We start from the raw sequence: 17,040 nt of genomic DNA, 5'->3' as shown, positions 1-17,040 counted from the left end.
ACAAATAGGGTGACAAAGTTTCTCACACTAATCAATTTGTGAAACAATATTTCGCACCTGAATGTTGCGATTGTGACTCAGTCGGGTGCTGATATCTCACATTGACTTCATAACTGAAACAATAAGCCCTTGTCTGTGAAGGGGTTCACAACCATTGGTATAATTTGCGGCCAGTGATTTCTCGCGCTGCCGGTGATGATTTGGCGCTTGGGGCAAATGATTCGTTTCAAACTGTTCTTTTCGCCCCTTTATCGGGCGCAGTAACGCCGAGCCGGTGTCCGCACGATAACTGGCTTGACCATCCGGCGAAATGTCGAAAGGGTCGCGAAAAATCTGAACCCGAGGCAGGAATGGCCAAATCTCCCCCGCCCTTTGCCCCTTTCGAATGGAAAATCGCCTGGCGATACCTCCGTGCCCGTAGGGCCGAAGGGGGCGTTAGCGTGATGACCTGGATCTCGCTGATCGGGATTACGCTCGCTGTGTTCGCTCTGATCGCGACGCTGGCTGTTCGGTCCGGATTCCGGTCAGAATTCGTGGGCACTATTCTTGGGGCCAACGCACATGTCACAGTGTATTCCGCCGGAGAAATCGATGCGCAGGGGCGGCTAGACCGCACCATCACGGAATTCGATGGAATGGCCGAGCGGATCGCGCAGGTGCCGGGGATCGAACGGGCAGCACCGCTTGTCAAAGGGCAGGTGCTGATCACCAATGCGGACCGCAGTTCAGGCGTGCAGGTCTTTGGCATTCGTCCCGACGATCTGGCTGAGTTGCCCGGTATTGCAGAAAGCGAAGAGGCCTATGGTGACCTGTCCCGGTTCCCGGACGGCATCGCCATCGGCTCGGGCGTGGCGCGGGCCATCGGGGCAACGGTGGGCGATCGGGTCAAACTGACCTCGCCCAACGGTGTCAAAACCGCATTTGGCACATCTCCCCGCGTGAACTCTTATGAGGTGGTCTATGTCTTTTCTGCCGGGCGCTATGACATCGACCGCACGCGCGTCTACATGCCGTTTGCCGAGGCGCAAAGCTTCTTCAATCGTGAAGGCGTGGCGGACGAGATCGAAGTGATGGTCGAGCGCCCCGAAGAGCTGACCCCGATCCTGATTCCGATCCTTGAGGCCGCAGGTGAGCGCAGCCAGATATGGACTTGGCAGGATGCCTCTGGAGGATTCCTGCGGGCGCTGGAGGTCGAAGACAATGTGATGTTCATCATCCTGTCGATCCTCGTGCTGATTGCAGCAATGAACATCGTCTCGGGGTTGATCATGCTGGTGAAGAACAAAGGGCGCGACATCGGTATCTTACGCACCATCGGGCTCAGCGAAGGATCAGTGCTGCGGGTGTTCTTCATTTGCGGTGCCTTTACGGGAATCATCGGAACAGCGATGGGCGTCGTACTGGGCTGCCTCTTCGCTATCTATATCGATCCGATTTTTTCCTTCGTGAACTACGTCATGGGTGGCGGCGTCTGGGACCCGTCCATTCGCGGCATCTACGCATTGCCCGCCGAATTGCACCTGTCTGACGTCATGAAAGCGGTGGGTCTGTCACTTGGCCTGTCTTTCCTTGTCACCTATTTCCCGGCTCGTCGCGCAGCGCGGCTGAACCCGGTTGAGGCCCTGCGCTATGAATGATGTGACTTTAAGGCTCAGCGGTCTGACCAAGACCTATCTGCAAGGCACCCCGGGAGAGGTGCAGGTTCTGCGCGGTGCCGATCTGGAGCTGCGCGCGGGTGAGGCTGTGGCATTGGTTGCGCCATCCGGGGCGGGCAAGTCGACCCTACTGCATATCGCGGGTTTGCTGGATATCCCGGATACCGGCGAAGTCGAAGTCGCAGGGCAGGGCGCGACGGGCAAAGGGGATCGCACGCGCACAGCGATCCGTCGGCGCGATGTTGGCTTCGTCTATCAGTTCCACCATCTGTTGCCTGAGTTTACGGCGCTGGAGAACATCGTGTTGCCGCAACTGGCAAACGGTGCTTCCGAGAAAGCAGCGCAAGCCCGTGCGATGCAGTTACTTGATCGCGTTGGCGTCGCTCCGCGCGCAGATCACCGGCCAGCAGCCTTGTCGGGCGGAGAACAACAGCGCGTGGCCTTCTGCCGGGCACTGGCAAATCAGCCACGTGTGCTGCTGGCGGATGAGCCGACCGGCAATCTGGACCCCGATACCTCGGATCAGGTGTTCGCGGCCCTCATGGCGCTGGTGCGGGATGAAGGGCTTTCGGCGCTGATCGCGACGCATAACCTTGATCTGGCGGCGCGGATGGACCGGATGTTGCGGCTGGAGGGCGGCGTGCTCAGGCCAGCTGAGTGATGGCGACCCCGATTGCCATTACTGCAATGCCTCCTGCCCGCATGAATGTCAGCGGCGTAACCTGAGCGCCGAACAGACCGAAATGGTCAATCGCAGCTGTGCTGATCAACTGGCCGAGCAAGACGAAAAACACCGCATTGCCCACGCCAAAATGTGGGGCCACATGGGTGATTGAAAGCACATAGAAGGCGATTAATACGCCGCCCAGAAGCAGATGCTTGGGGGCTTGTGCGACTTTGGCGAAGGCATCGGATCCACCGAGCACCAAAAGCGCCAGTGCTGAAGCGACAAAGGCGATCGCAAACAGAATGACGGCGGCCGCATTTGGTGAGCCGATCAACTTGCCTAATGCGGCGTTCAGCGCGGCGAGGATGGGAACGCCGATCCCGGCGGCCAGCATGATGGCTGCGTATTGTGTCATTGCCTTTTGTCCCTGCGCCTATTTCGTTGATCTGGATCATTGCGTCAGCGCGACCTCCCGGCAAGTCTCGAATTGCAAGGCAGGAGGGAGAAAAGTGATGATCCGATCAATACTTGGCGCGGGCGCGCTGACTGTACTTACCATGATACCACAGGCCTCTTCAGCTCAGGACGTGGAGACCGGGGCCGAGCTGTATCAGCACTATTGCGCTACCTGTCATGGACTGGATGCAACAGGGCATGGGCCAATGGCCGGGGTGCTGGTGATCCAGCCGACAAACCTGAGAACGCTGGCCGATGCAAATGGTGTATTTCCGACAGCGCGCGTCGTAGCGCGGATTGACGGGCGCGAACCGTTGGTTAGCCATGGTAGCCCGATGCCGGTTTATGGCCCCTATTTCGAAGGTAACGACACCGCGATCAAAACGCCGGAAGGGCAGCCAATCCTGACCAGCAAGCCAATCGTGGATCTAGTGGCTTACCTGAAGACCCTGCAAGTAAACTAACAAGCTCAGCGACAGATACCATTAATCTCTGCGCCCGCCCAGGGTATCAGGACGGAGCTTTCGCGCCTGCTACCGGGCAATTTCGAGACTTCGAATTGGGCGCTTAGCATATCGTGCAGACGCTTGGTTCGAGGTGCGTCGGGGTCGAGCGCCCGGCAGCAAACATATTCCTCGACGATGGCGCCCTGCTGTTCGTAGCCATAGGCCAGAAAATCGGGCGAAGTATCAAGGTCGAACAGGTAAGGATCGTCCTTCCGGCCATGCTCTGCCGCAGCGCGGAACGGGTGATAACCAGTTGTCTTGCGATTTTGCCACTGCCAGACATGGGTTAATTCATGCGCAAGCAACATTGCCCCGATCAGGTTCACCTGATCGGGGTACTGGCTCATGTAGTCGTCCAGATACCAGTCCTTCGTGAAGTATACATGATTGAACAGCGCAACGCCCGCGGGTTTGCCGGTCACGGTTTCCTCTTTGACAGGTGGTAAGATCCGTTCACGGCAGGCAACCCGAGGGCGGGCTTTGCGGGTAAATGTAACCGCTGCGACGGGGGCACCCTCTACCAATCGCACACGATCCAGATTCAATGTGTCTCCGTGGATTTTACTGACAAACGCGCGCTCGTGATCGGTTAGAGGTCGACCACAGGCTACACATAGAAACAGCAATGAAATCAACAGGGGGCGGATCATGGCATTAAGCCTAATGCGGCAGCTCGGCGCTGCAAGTCGTTTTCAAAGGCTCATCGCCAGAACCCGGCTGATTTCCGTCAGCGATCGCCCGGATTGTCCCATCCATGTATTGAACGCGGCCTGCACCGCGGCCATTGCTTTTTTGGAGGTTGCAGGTTTGTCGATAACGCCCTCAGCGATCAGACGAGCTGTTACATCTTGGGACAGAATAAAGCTGTCCCGTCCGGCAAACCGCATAGCATACTGCGCCGAAGCACCGCCAAGCCGCGATCCGCGCTTGGCGAGCATCTGTAGCAAGCCGACATAATCCTGTGATGGCCACCCGCCCAGAATTTGCCCGACGCCACCTTCCGCGCGGAGTTCCAGCAGAAACGCGGCATTGTCGCGCACTGTGGCAATCTTAGTTCCGTTGCGGACAATGCGGGTGTCCTGCAGCAGTGCGTCGAATTTCTCGTCATCCATGAATGCGCAGCGTCCAATGTCGAAGCCGTCAAATGCCGTTTCGAATCCGTCCCACTTCGATTCGATCACTTTCCAGTTAAACCCTGCCTGGAACACGGTTTTCGTAATAATTGATAACCAGCGATCATCTGACATCGCCACCAATTCGGCGATCGGTTTAGGCTTGCTTAGCTTGCTTTCCAGTTCGGCGGGGCCGCCGTGGCGATCAGCCGATATCTGGTAGATCTTTTCAAAGTGACGCATCTCCCAGACCCTCCCTTATCCAGATGCTGCCTTATTAAGAAGATTTGACAAGGCAAATCAGATCTTGAGATGAAGCGCGTGTTTTATATTGACTAGTCAATCAATATCTTTGACGGTTCCGAACTGACGGTGTTAAGTGTGTGTATTGCCGAGTGGAGCAGCAGGGATGGGTCGTGTTTTCACGCTTGATGAAGAGCGTCGGACCCGGAACAACTGTTCCCTTTCCTTTTTCGGCTAAACTTGTGCATGTTGCGAAATGTGCTGTGACCACAAATGATCCTGGGCGGGCTCGATATCGCCATGGGGCAAACGTAAAAAACAGGGAGTTGTTGTTATGAAAAAGCTAAGCGTAAGCTTTTTGGCTATCGCAGTGGCCGGGGCGGCCCATGCCGCAGATATGGGCGCGGTCGATGAACCGATCAAGCTGGCGATCAACGAATGGACCGGTCAACATGTGACCACCCATGTGGCAGGTGAGATGCTGAAGGCCGCCGGTTATAACGTAGAATACGTGACCGCCGGGATGATGAATCAGTTCCAGGCGTTGGCCGATGGGGACATTGACGCGACATTGGAAATTTGGTCGTCCAACGTGTCCGACGAATATGCCAAGAAGATTGACGAAGGCACCGTTGTTGAAATCGGCGATCTAGGGCTTGATGCCAAGGAAGGCATTGCCTACCCGGCACATGTAGCGGAGCTGTGCCCGGGCCTGCCTGCGTGGGAAGCGCTGAAAGAGTGTGCGCAAGTTTTTGCTACGGCTGAAACTCTGCCCGGTGGCCGTCTGGTCGATTACCCAGCGGATTGGGGTACGCCCGGCGCGGATCGTATGACCGGTCTTGAATTGCCGTTCAAAGCGGTCCCCGCGGGTTCCGAGGGCGCTTTGATCGCCGAATTGCGCGCCTCGACCGAGCGCAAGTCGCCGTTGCTGATCACCTTCTGGCAGCCACATTGGGCGATGTCGGCATATGACGTACAGTTTGTCGAACTGCCTGCAGGCGAAGAGGCGTGCTTTAACGATCCGTCTTGGGGCCCGAACCCCAACGCAGTGAATGATTGCGATTTCTCGCCGTCACGTATCTTCAAGGCCGGTTGGAGCGGCATGGCAGACAAGTGGCCCGCTGCCTATGAAATCCTGACTAACTATCAGCTTTCGGTCGAAGACCAGCAGCCAATGATGGGGGCGATCGACGTAGATGGTGGCGCGGTCGAAGAAGTCGTCGCGGCTTGGATGGCCGAGAATGAAGACAAATGGCGCCCCGTCGTTGACGCGGCAACGCAGTGAGTCCGCTTAAGTGACTGAAGCGAATACGCCAGCCATCGCCTGCCAGAATCTCTGGCAGGTGTTTGGCCAAGGTGCCGACAAAGCTCTGACCGACGCGCTGTCTCGGTCAGGGAGTGACGCTGACAAAGCCGCCGCCGATTTGCGCGAACTGGGGTTTATCCCTGCTGTTCAGGATGCCAATTTCGAGGTCAAAGAAGGCGAGCTTTTTGTCATCATGGGTCTGTCCGGCTCGGGCAAATCGACGCTGATTCGTTGCATTTCGCAACTTCTGCCCGGTACGGGCGGCGAGATCCGTGTGGATGGCGAGAATGTCATCGGTGCATCGAAGAAAACCCTGACTGAACTAAGGCGCAAGAAGCTGGGCATGGTTTTCCAGCATTTTGGCCTGTTCCCTCATATGACCGTGGCCGAAAACGTGGCTTATCCGCTGCGTGTGCAAGGCGTCGGTAAAAAGGAACGTTTGGCGCGTGCGCAGGAAGTAATCTCGCTGGTCGGCCTGGAAGGCCGCGAAGATAGCTTTCCTCGGCAGCTTTCGGGTGGTCAACGCCAACGCGTAGGGATCGCGCGCAGCCTTGCGGTGAATCCCGATATCTGGTTTCTGGACGAGCCGTTCTCGGCCCTTGATCCTTTGATCCGTCGCCAACTGCAAGATGAATTCCTACGCATCCAGGCGACGTTGAAGAAATCCATCGTCTTTATCACTCACGACATTCAAGAGGCGCTGAAACTGGCCGACCGCATCGCCATCATGCGCGATGGCAAGATCGTTCAGATCGGCACGCCGACGGATATCGTGCTGCGTCCGGTGGACGACTACGTGCGCGAATTTTCTAAGGACGTGGCCAAAGGCCAGCATGCCAAGGTTGCTTCGGTCATGCGTGATGATGCTGATCGTGGGCCGGATGATCCGGGCTTGACCACATCCATGACGCTCGACGCGGCGCTCGCACATTGCATGGAGCTGTATGAACCCGTTCCTGTCCGCGATGCAGACGGCAATATTGTCGGTACGGTTCATCCGTCCGATCTCGCCGCAGCCCTGCAGGTGGATGAAGCATGACCGCTGTGACGGATATCCCCGCGCGGCAGGCCCGCCTGACGGCTGGGGCGCAGGCCGCGCTGATTACCCTTGTCGTTGGCGCGGTTTGCCTTGCGCTGGAAGGCGTCGCCCCAAGGCTGGTCACATGGCCCAAAGAATGGGAACTGCCTGCAACGCAATGGGTTGGGGCGTTTCTCGACTGGTTTCTGAATGGCATTAAACCGGCGATGCGGTTGTTTTCGGACCTGATGACGTATCCGATGAATGCTGCAAACTACGTGCTCGGCAGCACGCCCTGGCCGATCTTGATTGGGGTCGTCACTGCGCTGGGTTGGTATCTGGGCGGTTTGCCGATGGCGGCGCTGGGGTTCTTTGGCCTCAGCTTCGTTCTGGCTTCAGGCTATTGGGCCGAGAGCATGAATACACTGGCCCTTGTCGCCGTATCTGTCCCCGTGGCGCTGATTATGGGCGGGGCTATCGGTATTCTTGCCAATGAAGTGCCACGTGTGAAGGCCTTTGTTCAGGCAGTACTGGACATCATGCAAACGGTGCCGACCTTTGCCTATCTGACGCCGCTGCTGCTTCTGTTTGGCTTCGGTCCGGTGGTCGGCCTGATCGCTTCGGCCATCTACGCCGCGCCACCTATGGCTCGCAACGTTATGCTGGGGCTGGAACGGGTAGAGCCCGAAATCAAAGAAGCTGCGATCATGTCCGGCGGGACGCGCTGGCAGCAGCTCTTTCAGGTCGAAATTCCTGCTGCCACGACTCAGATCATGGTTGGTGTGAACCAATGCCTGATGGCCGCCCTGTCGATGGTGATCATCGCTGCGGTCATCGGCGGCTTCAACGACATCGGCTGGGAAGTCCTTTTGACCATGCGCAAGGCACAGTTCGGTGAATCCCTCATGGCCGGTTTGGTCATCGTTGTCTTCGCAGTGATCATCGACCGGATGAGCGGTACTTTGGCAACCGAGCGCAAGCGATATGACAGCCGCGTTGTCTGGGCGATGCTGGGCTTTGCAGTGCTATTTACCGCTGCCTTCTGGTCCCGGTTGCCGAACCCGTCTGACCTTACAATTCTGGACCCGATGGCCGAGGCGATTGACACCGGCCTGACCTCATTTACGCAGGCTAACGGGCCTTGGCTGGACGCACTCAAGAACAACTCTCTCTTCTATGTGTTGTTGCCCTTGCGGATCGGTCTGGACCAGGCTGTACTACCGTTCACCTGGGGGTTCCAGTGGACCCCGAGCATGAGCTGGGGTCTGTTCGCCGCCGGTGCGGCTATCGCTCTGCTGATGGCATGGCGCGGGCATCTGACCGGTGGACTGATCGTTCTTATCCTGATCGGCATGCTGGAAACCGGCATATCAAACCTGCCTTGGCCGTTTGTCCTGACCGGCGCGGCTGCGCTGGGTTGGGTCGCGGGTGGCTGGCGTCTTGCAGCGCTGTCGGTTGGGCTGCTGTGTACCATCCTCGTTTCAGGCCTGTGGGAGCGGGCACTCCTGTCGCTCTACCTCAGCGGTGCCGCAGTGTTTTCCTGCGCAGTAGTCGGAGGGCTGATCGGTCTTGCCAGCGCAGTTTGGGGGCCGGTCTGGAAAGTGGTTCGCCCGATCTGTGATATGCTGCAGACGATCCCACTGTTTGTGTTCCTGATCCCAGTTCTGATGGTGTTTCAGATCGGTGAGTTCTCGGCCTTCCTGGCGATCTGCGCCTACGCCATCGTCCCGATGATCCGCTACACGCGACACGGGCTGGTCAACACACCCGAGGAAATGATGGAAGCCGCAATCTCCAGCGGCGCGACCGAGTGGCAGATCATGCGCGACGTCCGCGCGCCCTATGCCGCACCGACCATCCTACTGGGGCTGAACCAGACCATCCTCTATGCCTTCGCCATGCTGGTGATTGCGGCACTGATCGGGACAACCGGTCTGGGCCAGTCGATTTATCTGGCGCTGGGACAGGCGGATGTGGGGCTTGGCATCTCGGCCGGTGCTGCCATGGCAATTTTAGCACTGATCGCTGATCGTATGGTGCAGGGTTTTGCCGAGGAACGCCGAAAGGCACTGGGCCTGTAAGACAGGGCAGGGGCGGGTAACCGCCCCTTTGCCCTCACTTGATTTCGGACAAAGACCAGCGCGCTGTCACGGCCTAAACCGGGCGCAACACGTTCGGAGATTACGATGACCGGTTGGGGCCTCTTCCTCGCAGCACTTGCCACATTCCTTCTTAGCCACATGATTCCAGCACGCCCCGCAGTGCGCGGCTGGCTGATCGGTACGATGGGAAAGCGCGCATATTTCGCCAGCTATTCAATGATTTCGCTAGCAGTTTTGGCCTGGTTGATCATCGCCGCCGCAAATGCACCCTATGTCGAAGTGATCCCGCCGCTTCCAATCTTTCGCTGGGTGCCTTTGCTGGTCATGCCTATAGTCTGCTGGTTGGCCATTGCGGGCCTGTCGATCCGGAACCCGTTCTCATTCGGAGGGCTGGGGCACCGTCCGTTCGATCCCGAAAACCCTGGAATCCTGCGCACGACGCGTCATCCGATACTTGCGGCGTTGATGCTATGGGCTTTGGCACATCTGTTGGCCAATGGAAGCCTGTCGCATGTCATCTTGTTCGCCTTGTTTGCTGGCTTTGCGGTGATGGGCATGGCGCTCATTGATCACCGCACCGCGCGCAATTTGGGGACGCAGTGGGTACGCCTTTCCCGCAATACCGCGCGCCTGTCACTCAGCGCGCCCCGCCCTTGGCCCAGCCTTTGGGTCTGGTTGACTGCTTTGGCTTCTTACGCGGTTCTCCTCCACCTGCACGCATCGGTGATCGGGCTTTCTCCGTTGCCTTAATGGATGAAGGTGGTCGGACAAGCCGACGCGTGCTATCTGAAAAGTCACCAATTGAACTTTGAGGTCCAAAAAATGCATCTGGCCTATGTTACGACAACCGATCGCGGCGCAACCGATCGCCTGCTTAGCGAATTTGCGGATGGTCTTGTGCAGGCCGGAACACCGATTGCCGGGGTTGTGCAGACCAACACCGAATGTGCCGACGGATATAAATGCGATATGGATCTGAAAGTCATGCCGACCGGGGAAACCATTCGCATCTCACAATCTCTTGGCAAGAACGCTCGGGGTTGCCGTCTGGATCCGGCTGAATTGGAACGGGCCGTCGGCCTCGTGACGCGGTCGCTTGAGGATGGCCCTCAATTGCTGATCATCAACAAGTTCGGAAAGCACGAGGCGGACGGGCGGGGCTTTCGCCCTATTGTCGCCGACGCACTCGAGCGTGAAATTCCCGTCTTGGTGGGCGTCAATCAGTTGAATATTGAAAAGTTTCAGGAATTCGCCGGCGGCATAGCCGAGGCGCTTGGCCCCGATGTCAGCAGCCTGACTGAGTGGTTTGACAAAATATCCCAAACTGACGTTCAACCCGCCGCGGCATCTGGCGGCTGAAGCCCAGGCATCCATCTGCTGAGCTGCGCGCATTGTTTCACGCGCCCAACTGCCGCAAAAATGGTGGACTTGAGCCCACACATCGGGTCTAGCTTCGGTCAAAGTTGCAATCCGGCGGCCAGATATCCTGGGCGAGTGCCGACGAAATGGGCTTATCCATGATCGAAGATCAGTGCGTCTCAGATGAGCGATCTCTGGAAGCCGCTTGCGGGGTCGATGACCCGGCAGCGAAGCAATCCCGTCTCGATGGGTTGATGTCGACAGATCGCTTCTGGTTAAGCATAGTCACGGCTTACTTTCTGCTTCATGTCGTATTGCGAGTTGCAACCGGCGGCGCGCTTGGTCTGGATGAGGCTGAGATACTTCTTGATGCGCGCCGCTTGGAATGGGGCTACGGCCCGCAACTGCCACTTTATGCCTGGCTGCAATGGGGCATCTTTCAGATCACCGGTCCCGGCATATTAGGGCTGTCACTGCTGAAGAACGGGATGCTGCTGGCGACGGTTGTCACGCTGTACCTGACCATACGAACCCGTCATGCGCCACTGTGGGCAGGGCTGTCGGTCCTGTCACTTCTGATGCTCTATCAGTTTAGTTGGGAGGCGCAACGCGCGCTGACGCATACCGTTCTGGCCAATCTCTGCTCGGTTCTGACCTTCGCGGTGATTTGGGGGCTAATTCGCAAACCGACGACTTGGGGATTCGTCTTGCTGGGCGTAGTCGTGGCAATGGGAAGTTTGTCAAAATACAACTATGCGATCGCGCTGCTGGCCATGTTGCTGGCGGCTTTCAGTGCATCTGAGACGCGCAAGCCTCTCTGGTCGCCTCGACTGCTGCTTTCGTTGGGTGTCGCCGCATTGCTTGTCACACCACCGGTGCTATGGGTTCTGAACAATCCCGAACACGCATTTGCAAGCGCGCGCAAGTTGGACATGAGCAGCGATGGCCCAACCACATTGATCGCGCTGCAAGGCTTGGTTGAGTTGGCCTTGGCGTCGGCTGGGTTTGTATCGCTCTTGCTGATCGTACTGGGCGTCCTTTGGTCGATCTATCTCAGGCAAGGGGTGGCCGCCAAAGGCGATGATCTGTGGCGATTGATGACGCGTACTCTAGTCTGGGCGTTGTTACTTATGGCGGCTGTAGTGCTTGTGAGCGGAAGCACCAACGTAAAGGATCGCTGGCTGCAACCGATTTTGATTTATGCCGGCCCCGTACTGTGTTTGTGGCTACTACCCAGAACAGGTCGTAAAGGCGTAAACCGATTTGCTCAGGTCAGCGCCGTTCTAGCGGTGTTTATCGGACTGGCGATGCTGCATCACAATCTGGCAGGGGATGCCAAACGCGCGGCCCCTTTCGCTACTTTGACCTCTGAGATAATCGCGCAAACAACGCCCGAAAGTGCAATTGTTGCTGACAATTGGATTTCCGGAAACATGGCCTATTTTGCGCCCGATCAGCCTGTTTACAGCGAACGGGACCCGCGCGCGCCAAATGCTGCTCTTCGGGTTTGGGAATCGGCTCGAAATGTCCCGAAGGACGTCGACCCAGCACAGGTGAAAACCTTGGTAGCGCCATACCGCTTTGACAACAACGAAGAGATGACGCTGTCATTTGGACCTGTGTCGCAATAGCGCGGGGACCATGGAAGTTGACATCGAACGTTGCTATCACCCAGATATCGGCCTGAACGAATGGCTCAATTTTTTCGGTGAGTAAGTGGTGGGCGACCCTGGAATCGAACCAGGCGTGCGTCTCCGCGAGGGAGTTACAGTCCCCTGCCACACCTTGCGGCCTGTCGCCCACTGTCAGGCGTTGCACCTGACGTGGAGGCGTGATTACTAGCGCGTCTAAAGGGCGTCAACAGGAAAATACCGCTTTGACGCAGGAAACCGAATTCCCGGCCCGGAGGCCCGTATCATGAAGAAACCAAAGTGGGTCGTTGAGAAGGAACAGGCGCGCAAAGCGGCTGCGGCAGAAACCGTCTGGCTGTTCGGTCTACACGCCGTACGCGACGCGCTGATGAACCCGAAACGGCAGAAGCTGCGCCTGATTGTGACGCGCAATGCCCGCGACAAACTGCTGGAAGCTATTGAATTTGCGGAGATTGTACCCGAGATCGTTGATCCGCGAAAATTCACCGCACCGATTGATCCGGGATCGGTTCATCAGGGCGCGGCACTTGAGGTCAAGCCGCTGGAATGGGGTGGGCTTGCCGAGAATTGTATCGGGCAGGAAAACCCACGTGTGCTTCTGCTGGACCGGGTGACAGACCCACATAACGTCGGGGCGATTCTACGCTCGGCAGAAGTGCTGGGCGCCAGCGCCGTCATTGGCACCCGCCACCATTCAGCGCCCGAGACCGGCGCTTTGGCAAAAACTGCCAGCGGCGCGTTGGAACGACAGCCCTATCTACGCGTGCGCAATTTGGCCGATACGATCATCGAGCTGCAGAACATGGGGTATTTAGTCCTGGGTCTGGATGGTGAGGCCGAACAGACGATAGAAGCCACGCTGGGCGACAAGCGTGATCGCCCGGTGGCGCTGGTGCTCGGGGCCGAGGGGCCCGGGTTGCGGCAGAAAACCAAAGAAACCGTCGATCAATTGGTAAAAATTGACGCGGCGGGGGGATTTGGTTCTCTAAACGTCTCAAATGCCGCGGCTATCGCACTATATGCATCCAAACCCAGATGACAGGAGGCCCCCATATCCACTCCACATAAAATTGCCACCTGCTGCTATTGCGGTACCCGTGCCGCATTGGTTCTTCGGGGAAAGCAACAGCACGAGCTGAGTTGCGCAAGCTGCGGCGCACCCCTGCATAATCTCAAGATGGTGCCAAAAGCCAAACTGGCAGATCGGCCGATCAAAAGTTACCAGCCGGCACAGAAGCACAAAAAATACAAAAAGAAGAAAAAGCGGGGTCTGTTCTCAAAGGTGTTGGACGAAGCCTGGGACGTGATCGAAGACGTTTTCGATTAACAACCGCACGCCCGTTCACATCGGCGTCATGGGGGTTTCAGATACGGTTTGAAATATGCATCTTGAAGCCCTCTAACCGCAATCCAGTGAATCACCTATGTTGTCTCGACGTTCCTTCTTGATCAGTCTCTTTTGTACCCCGTTTGCCTCTGTCGTCGGTGCGCAGGAAATGCCCATGTTCTACGTGGACGATGGGATGGCGGTCTCAGGCTATGATGCGGTTTCTTATTTCAAGGCTGGAGCACCAGAGTTGGGTCAGCCCGACATAGCGCTGATGTGGAAGGGTGCGATTTGGCGGTTTGCGTCAGAGGAAAATCGCGATCGATTTGAACGCAATCCGCGCGCCTATGCCCCGCAGTTTGGTGGTTACTGCGCCTATGCGATGGCGAAAGGCCTGCTAAGCAGTACCGATCCCAAGGCATGGCAGATTGTGGATGGGCGGTTATATCTGACCCACTCGGAAGCGATCGAACGTATCTGGGAACGCGATGTCACCAATTACATCCGCGAGGCCGAGGGGCATTGGCCTGCGGTTCTTTACCAATAAAACCTATTGCTCTTGGCTTAAGATCGGCGCGCGGCTTATGTAACGAGCCGTTCTGACCATGATCGCCGAAGGAAATGCGCACGGTCCCATTCGGCGGCATTCCGCCTTTTGTGATGTGTCATCACAAAAATGCGCGCGACCTCTTTTTTTTAGAAAACTCATGCTTAAATGTCACAGTGACCGCGGAATGGAACTGCCGCGGGTCATTTCACTGTCCCTCGTTCCAACAACTGGCGCTCAGGAGTTTCCTGGGCGCTTTTTTCTTTGCATGCGCTTGCTTATGGTGTGCTCATGAATGACTACTCCGACGATGTTCTGACCCAAATCCTTAGGCGCACCAAAGTGGTTGCGGTGGTTGGGGTTTCAATGAACCCGGTGCGGCCCAGCTATTACGTGGCGCGTTATCTGTCGCTCAAGGGATATCGGGTGATTCCGGTCAATCCGGGCCATGCAGGCAAGATGCTGTTTGGCCAGACGGTGCAGGCTTCGCTGTCCGATATTCCCGAGCCCGTCGATATGGTTGACATCTTTCGCCGCTCCGAGGCCGTGCCACCCATTGTCGACGAGGCGCTGGATGCGTTTCCCGACTTGCGCACCATCTGGATGCAGATCGGAGTTGAACATGCCGAGGCCGCTGCTAAAGCGCAGGCCCGCGATATCGACGTAGTCATGAACCGCTGCCCCAAGATCGAATATCAGCGCTTGTTTGGCGAACTGCGTATGGGTGGGTTTGCGACTGGAGTGATTTCGTCCAAGCTGTGACGGCCCTGACGTTTGTGTCTACGTCCCGGCCTGAATTGAACAGAAATGGTGCATTTGTTGAGGGGGAGGTCCAATTGACCTATACCCATTCAGCAAACCAATAAGACAGGACCATGCGGAATGATTGCTTATGTGACTGTTGGTGTTGACGATATCACGCGTGCCGAGCGGTTTTATTCGGCGTTCCTGCCCGCCCTTGGTTTTGCGTTGGAGCGGTATCACGGAGACTTGAGCTATGCGCTGCCAGTGCCGCCGGGGCAATCCCCGGTTCAGCCCGAGTTCTATGTAAAATCACCCTTTGATGGAGGCGCGGCTTCGGCTGGCAACGGGTCCATGGTGGCGTTTGAGGCGCGCACCCAACAGCAGGTTCGCGACCTTCACGCCGCTGCGCTTGCCGCAGGCGGGTCTGACGAAGGCCAGCCGGGCTTTCGCGCCTCGTATGGTCCGAATTTCTATGTCGGCTATCTGCGCGATCCTCAGGGCAACAAAATCGCGCTGTTTTCCAGCAATCCAAACGAGCCGGGGCGCGACGGGTAACGCTTTCGTCGGGTCGCTATGGCGCTTCGATCACTGCCCGCAGAAGCTCAGTCTCACGGGCTGGATGTTTGTTCCTGTCGCCGCTTTTCCAGAACCACTTCGCGTGGAACCCACTCGTAACGGGTGTCCTCAACCAGGGGCGACCAGAATAGCACTCCGCCATAGCGCCAGGGATCCAAGACAACGCCTTCGTACATGCTCTCTCCCTTGCGGCTGATAATGGCAGTGCTGTGGTCGATGCGGAACGGGTTATCCGCGTTGGCGATGGCGCGGTGCATTTCCAGAGTGCGGAACTGCTCCTGATCCAGTCGCCGCTCAATATCTTCAGCCCAGTGCCAGCACAGACCACGCGGACGCAGACCCTTGTTGACCTTGGCGTTGTGGATAAGCGGAGGGTCGGTGATCTCGTATTCCTGCGCCAGTTGCGCAGTATAGGCATAGGCGATGCGGGCGGCGCGGGTGGCCTCTTCCGGGTCGATATCGGGGCCGAGGCTTTGGATTTCAGCCGCCAGCCGCTGGACCTCATCTCCGGAAGACGGGGGAGGGGTGGCACAGGCGGCGAGGGTGGCAAGCGCTGCCGCGAACACCAAAGCTCTGATCATCTGCGCGTCCTTTGCCTCAATGCACCCGAAGCCGCAGTATAGCGGGCCGGGTCATCGCACGAAACCCGCTTAGTCTTTTGGTCGGGATGCCTTCTCCGTGATGCCGCTGGTGCCCTGTCGACGGGCCAGTTCGCCCAGCACATCATCCAGCGCAACATCGCGCGCGGCCAGCATCACTAGCAGGTGATAAAGCACATCAGCCGCCTCGGAGGTCAGTTTTCCCCTGTCCCCTTTGGCGGCTTCGATGATTGCTTCAATGGCTTCTTCGCCGAATTTCTCGGCACATTTCTCGGGACCTTTGGCCAACAGCTTGGCGGTCCAGCTGCTGTCTGGTTCTGCCCCTTTACGGGCCTCAATCGTAGCCGCCAGATCGTGCAGAATGCTCATGTCAGCCTCATCGGAATGCCAGCGGCGGCCATATGCACTTTGGCCTCGTGGATGGTGTATTCGCCGAAATGGAAGATCGAGGCGGCAAGTACCGCGCTGGCGCCACCTTTGGTCACACCTTCGACCAGATGATCCAGATTGCCCACGCCCCCGCTGGCGATGACCGGCACATCTACCGCGTCGGAAATCGCGCGGGTCAGGGGCAGGTTGAACCCGGCCTTGGTGCCATCGCGATCCATCGAGGTAAGCAGGATTTCCCCCGCGCCCTTGGCGACAACGGTTTTGGCAAATTCAACCGCGTCGATGCCTGTTGGCTTGCGCCCGCCATGGGTGAAAATCTCCCACTTGCCGGGGCTGACGGTCTTGGCGTCAATGGCGCAGACAATGCATTGGCTGCCGAACTGATCCGCTGCTTCGGCGATGACGTCCGGATTCGCGACGGCGGCCGAGTTAAAGCTGACCTTATCAGCCCCCGCCAGCAACAGGGCCCGCACGTCATCTTTGGTGCGCACGCCACCACCTACAGTCAGAGGCACAAAGCACTGCTCTGCCGTGCGTTGGACCACATCGAACATCGTGCCGCGGTTCTCATGCGTCGCATGGATGTCCAGAAAGCAGATCTCATCCGCTCCGGCGGCGTCGTATGCCTTGGCCGATTCCACGGGGTCACCAGCATCGCGCAGGCCAACGAAATTCACACCTTTGACCACACGGCCATCGGCGACATCCAAACAGGGAATGATGCGGGTTTTCAGCATGGGCTTTCCTTTGCTCGGGGCACCTGTACCGGCAAAGCCCCGCC

At 57.6% G+C, this 17,040-nt stretch carries 20 protein-coding genes and 1 tRNA gene; 14 read left to right on the top strand and 7 right to left on the bottom strand.

The features are described from left to right. Nucleotides 1-350 precede the first annotated feature (350 nt). Nucleotides 351-1,637 (top strand): lipoprotein-releasing ABC transporter permease subunit, encoded by a 1,287-nt coding sequence (locus tag ACR0I1_RS12625; protein ID WP_170563853.1) that lies wholly within the window; start codon nucleotides 351-353, stop codon nucleotides 1,635-1,637. Further along, nucleotides 1,630-2,316: an ABC transporter ATP-binding protein gene (locus ACR0I1_RS12620; RefSeq protein ID WP_170563850.1), complete on the top strand. Its 687-nt coding sequence runs from the start codon at nucleotides 1,630-1,632 to the stop codon at nucleotides 2,314-2,316. The genes ACR0I1_RS12625 and ACR0I1_RS12620 overlap by 8 nt, the downstream gene beginning before the upstream one ends. On the opposite strand, the gene ACR0I1_RS12615 is transcribed toward ACR0I1_RS12620, so the two are convergent. Beyond that, nucleotides 2,300-2,737 carry a DMT family transporter gene (locus tag ACR0I1_RS12615; RefSeq protein WP_170609410.1) on the bottom strand — a complete coding sequence of 146 codons (438 nt, stop codon included), beginning with the start codon at nucleotides 2,735-2,737 and terminating at the stop codon, nucleotides 2,300-2,302. The genes ACR0I1_RS12620 and ACR0I1_RS12615 overlap by 17 nt on opposite strands. Nucleotides 2,738-2,834: 97 nt before the next feature. Here ACR0I1_RS12615 and ACR0I1_RS12610 point away from each other — a divergent pair, with 97 nt between their 5' ends. Continuing rightward, nucleotides 2,835-3,242 carry a c-type cytochrome gene (locus ACR0I1_RS12610; RefSeq protein WP_170392112.1) on the top strand — a complete coding sequence of 136 codons (408 nt, stop codon included), beginning with the start codon at nucleotides 2,835-2,837 and terminating at the stop codon, nucleotides 3,240-3,242. 5 nt (nucleotides 3,243-3,247) lie between these two features. Here the strand turns inward: ACR0I1_RS12610 and ACR0I1_RS12605 are convergent, their stop codons facing one another. Both ACR0I1_RS12605 and ACR0I1_RS12600 read right to left on the bottom strand, forming a co-directional pair. Then, the gene (locus ACR0I1_RS12605; RefSeq protein ID WP_480706744.1) at nucleotides 3,248-3,934 is read right to left on the bottom strand and encodes a hypothetical protein; all 687 of its coding nucleotides are present in this window, start codon (nucleotides 3,932-3,934) and stop codon (nucleotides 3,248-3,250) included. Between the two features lie 42 nt (nucleotides 3,935-3,976). Next, nucleotides 3,977-4,639 carry a DNA-3-methyladenine glycosylase I gene (locus tag ACR0I1_RS12600; RefSeq protein ID WP_170512305.1) on the bottom strand — a complete coding sequence of 221 codons (663 nt, stop codon included), beginning with the start codon at nucleotides 4,637-4,639 and terminating at the stop codon, nucleotides 3,977-3,979. 334 nt (nucleotides 4,640-4,973) lie between these two features. On the opposite strand from ACR0I1_RS12600, the gene ACR0I1_RS12595 reads away from it, so the two are divergent. The 6 genes from ACR0I1_RS12595 (at nucleotide 4,974) to ACR0I1_RS12570 (ending at nucleotide 12,055) form a co-directional block, all read left to right on the top strand. Further along, nucleotides 4,974-5,924 carry an ABC transporter substrate-binding protein gene (locus tag ACR0I1_RS12595; protein WP_170392106.1) on the top strand — a complete coding sequence of 317 codons (951 nt, stop codon included), beginning with the start codon at nucleotides 4,974-4,976 and terminating at the stop codon, nucleotides 5,922-5,924. A 10-nt stretch (nucleotides 5,925-5,934) separates the two neighbouring features. Beyond that, nucleotides 5,935-6,984: a betaine/proline/choline family ABC transporter ATP-binding protein gene (locus ACR0I1_RS12590; protein WP_170512340.1), complete on the top strand. Its 1,050-nt coding sequence runs from the start codon at nucleotides 5,935-5,937 to the stop codon at nucleotides 6,982-6,984. After that, complete coding sequence (locus ACR0I1_RS12585; protein WP_480706742.1) at nucleotides 6,981-9,044, top strand: ABC transporter permease; 2,064 nt, start codon at nucleotides 6,981-6,983, stop codon at nucleotides 9,042-9,044. Before ACR0I1_RS12590 ends, ACR0I1_RS12585 begins: the two co-directional genes overlap by 4 nt. Before the next feature lie 105 nt (nucleotides 9,045-9,149). Continuing rightward, nucleotides 9,150-9,815 (top strand): NnrU family protein, encoded by a 666-nt coding sequence (locus ACR0I1_RS12580; RefSeq protein WP_480706741.1) that lies wholly within the window; start codon nucleotides 9,150-9,152, stop codon nucleotides 9,813-9,815. A gap of 72 nt (nucleotides 9,816-9,887) precedes the next feature. Beyond that, nucleotides 9,888-10,424, top strand: coding sequence for a DUF2478 domain-containing protein (locus ACR0I1_RS12575; RefSeq protein ID WP_480706739.1), 537 nt, complete (start codon nucleotides 9,888-9,890; stop codon nucleotides 10,422-10,424). Nucleotides 10,425-10,582: 158 nt separating this feature from the next. After that, nucleotides 10,583-12,055 carry an ArnT family glycosyltransferase gene (locus ACR0I1_RS12570; protein ID WP_480706738.1) on the top strand — a complete coding sequence of 491 codons (1,473 nt, stop codon included), beginning with the start codon at nucleotides 10,583-10,585 and terminating at the stop codon, nucleotides 12,053-12,055. An 86-nt stretch (nucleotides 12,056-12,141) separates the two neighbouring features. Here ACR0I1_RS12570 and ACR0I1_RS12565 read toward each other — a convergent pair. Continuing rightward, nucleotides 12,142-12,225: transfer RNA gene (locus ACR0I1_RS12565), tRNA-Tyr, on the bottom strand. A gap of 116 nt (nucleotides 12,226-12,341) precedes the next feature. Here ACR0I1_RS12565 and rlmB point away from each other — a divergent pair. From rlmB to ACR0I1_RS12540, 5 genes are all read left to right on the top strand, one after another. Further along, entirely contained in the window at nucleotides 12,342-13,115 is a 774-nt protein-coding gene (gene rlmB, locus ACR0I1_RS12560) for a 23S rRNA (guanosine(2251)-2'-O)-methyltransferase RlmB (RefSeq protein ID WP_170625271.1), read from the top strand. A gap of 12 nt (nucleotides 13,116-13,127) precedes the next feature. After that, nucleotides 13,128-13,403 carry a hypothetical protein gene (locus tag ACR0I1_RS12555; protein ID WP_255612144.1) on the top strand — a complete coding sequence of 92 codons (276 nt, stop codon included), beginning with the start codon at nucleotides 13,128-13,130 and terminating at the stop codon, nucleotides 13,401-13,403. Between the two features lie 175 nt (nucleotides 13,404-13,578). Next, a complete protein-coding gene (locus tag ACR0I1_RS12550) occupies nucleotides 13,579-13,950 on the top strand; it encodes a YHS domain-containing (seleno)protein (RefSeq protein ID WP_170735482.1) in 372 nt (123 codons plus the stop codon). Between the two features lie 291 nt (nucleotides 13,951-14,241). Next, nucleotides 14,242-14,712 (top strand): CoA-binding protein, encoded by a 471-nt coding sequence (locus ACR0I1_RS12545; RefSeq protein ID WP_170392089.1) that lies wholly within the window; start codon nucleotides 14,242-14,244, stop codon nucleotides 14,710-14,712. A 120-nt stretch (nucleotides 14,713-14,832) separates the two neighbouring features. Next, nucleotides 14,833-15,249, top strand: coding sequence for a VOC family protein (locus ACR0I1_RS12540; RefSeq protein ID WP_480706735.1), 417 nt, complete (start codon nucleotides 14,833-14,835; stop codon nucleotides 15,247-15,249). Between the two features lie 53 nt (nucleotides 15,250-15,302). Here the strand turns inward: ACR0I1_RS12540 and ACR0I1_RS12535 are convergent, their stop codons facing one another. The 3 genes from ACR0I1_RS12535 to hisF all read right to left on the bottom strand — a co-directional run bounded on the left by ACR0I1_RS12535 (nucleotide 15,303) and on the right by hisF (nucleotide 16,996). Then, nucleotides 15,303-15,851 carry a hypothetical protein gene (locus ACR0I1_RS12535; protein WP_480586685.1) on the bottom strand — a complete coding sequence of 183 codons (549 nt, stop codon included), beginning with the start codon at nucleotides 15,849-15,851 and terminating at the stop codon, nucleotides 15,303-15,305. 69 nt (nucleotides 15,852-15,920) lie between these two features. Then, nucleotides 15,921-16,238: a phosphoribosyl-ATP diphosphatase gene (locus ACR0I1_RS12530; RefSeq protein WP_170401439.1), complete on the bottom strand. Its 318-nt coding sequence runs from the start codon at nucleotides 16,236-16,238 to the stop codon at nucleotides 15,921-15,923. Beyond that, the gene (hisF, locus tag ACR0I1_RS12525; protein WP_480706733.1) at nucleotides 16,235-16,996 is read right to left on the bottom strand and encodes an imidazole glycerol phosphate synthase subunit HisF; all 762 of its coding nucleotides are present in this window, start codon (nucleotides 16,994-16,996) and stop codon (nucleotides 16,235-16,237) included. The genes ACR0I1_RS12530 and hisF overlap by 4 nt, the downstream gene beginning before the upstream one ends. Nucleotides 16,997-17,040: the final 44 nt, after the last annotated feature.

This window comes from Ruegeria sp. B11 (assembly GCF_056539785.1).
The sequence above is the reverse complement of the archived record's forward strand: the minus strand, read 5'-3'. Positions and strand labels throughout refer to the sequence as shown.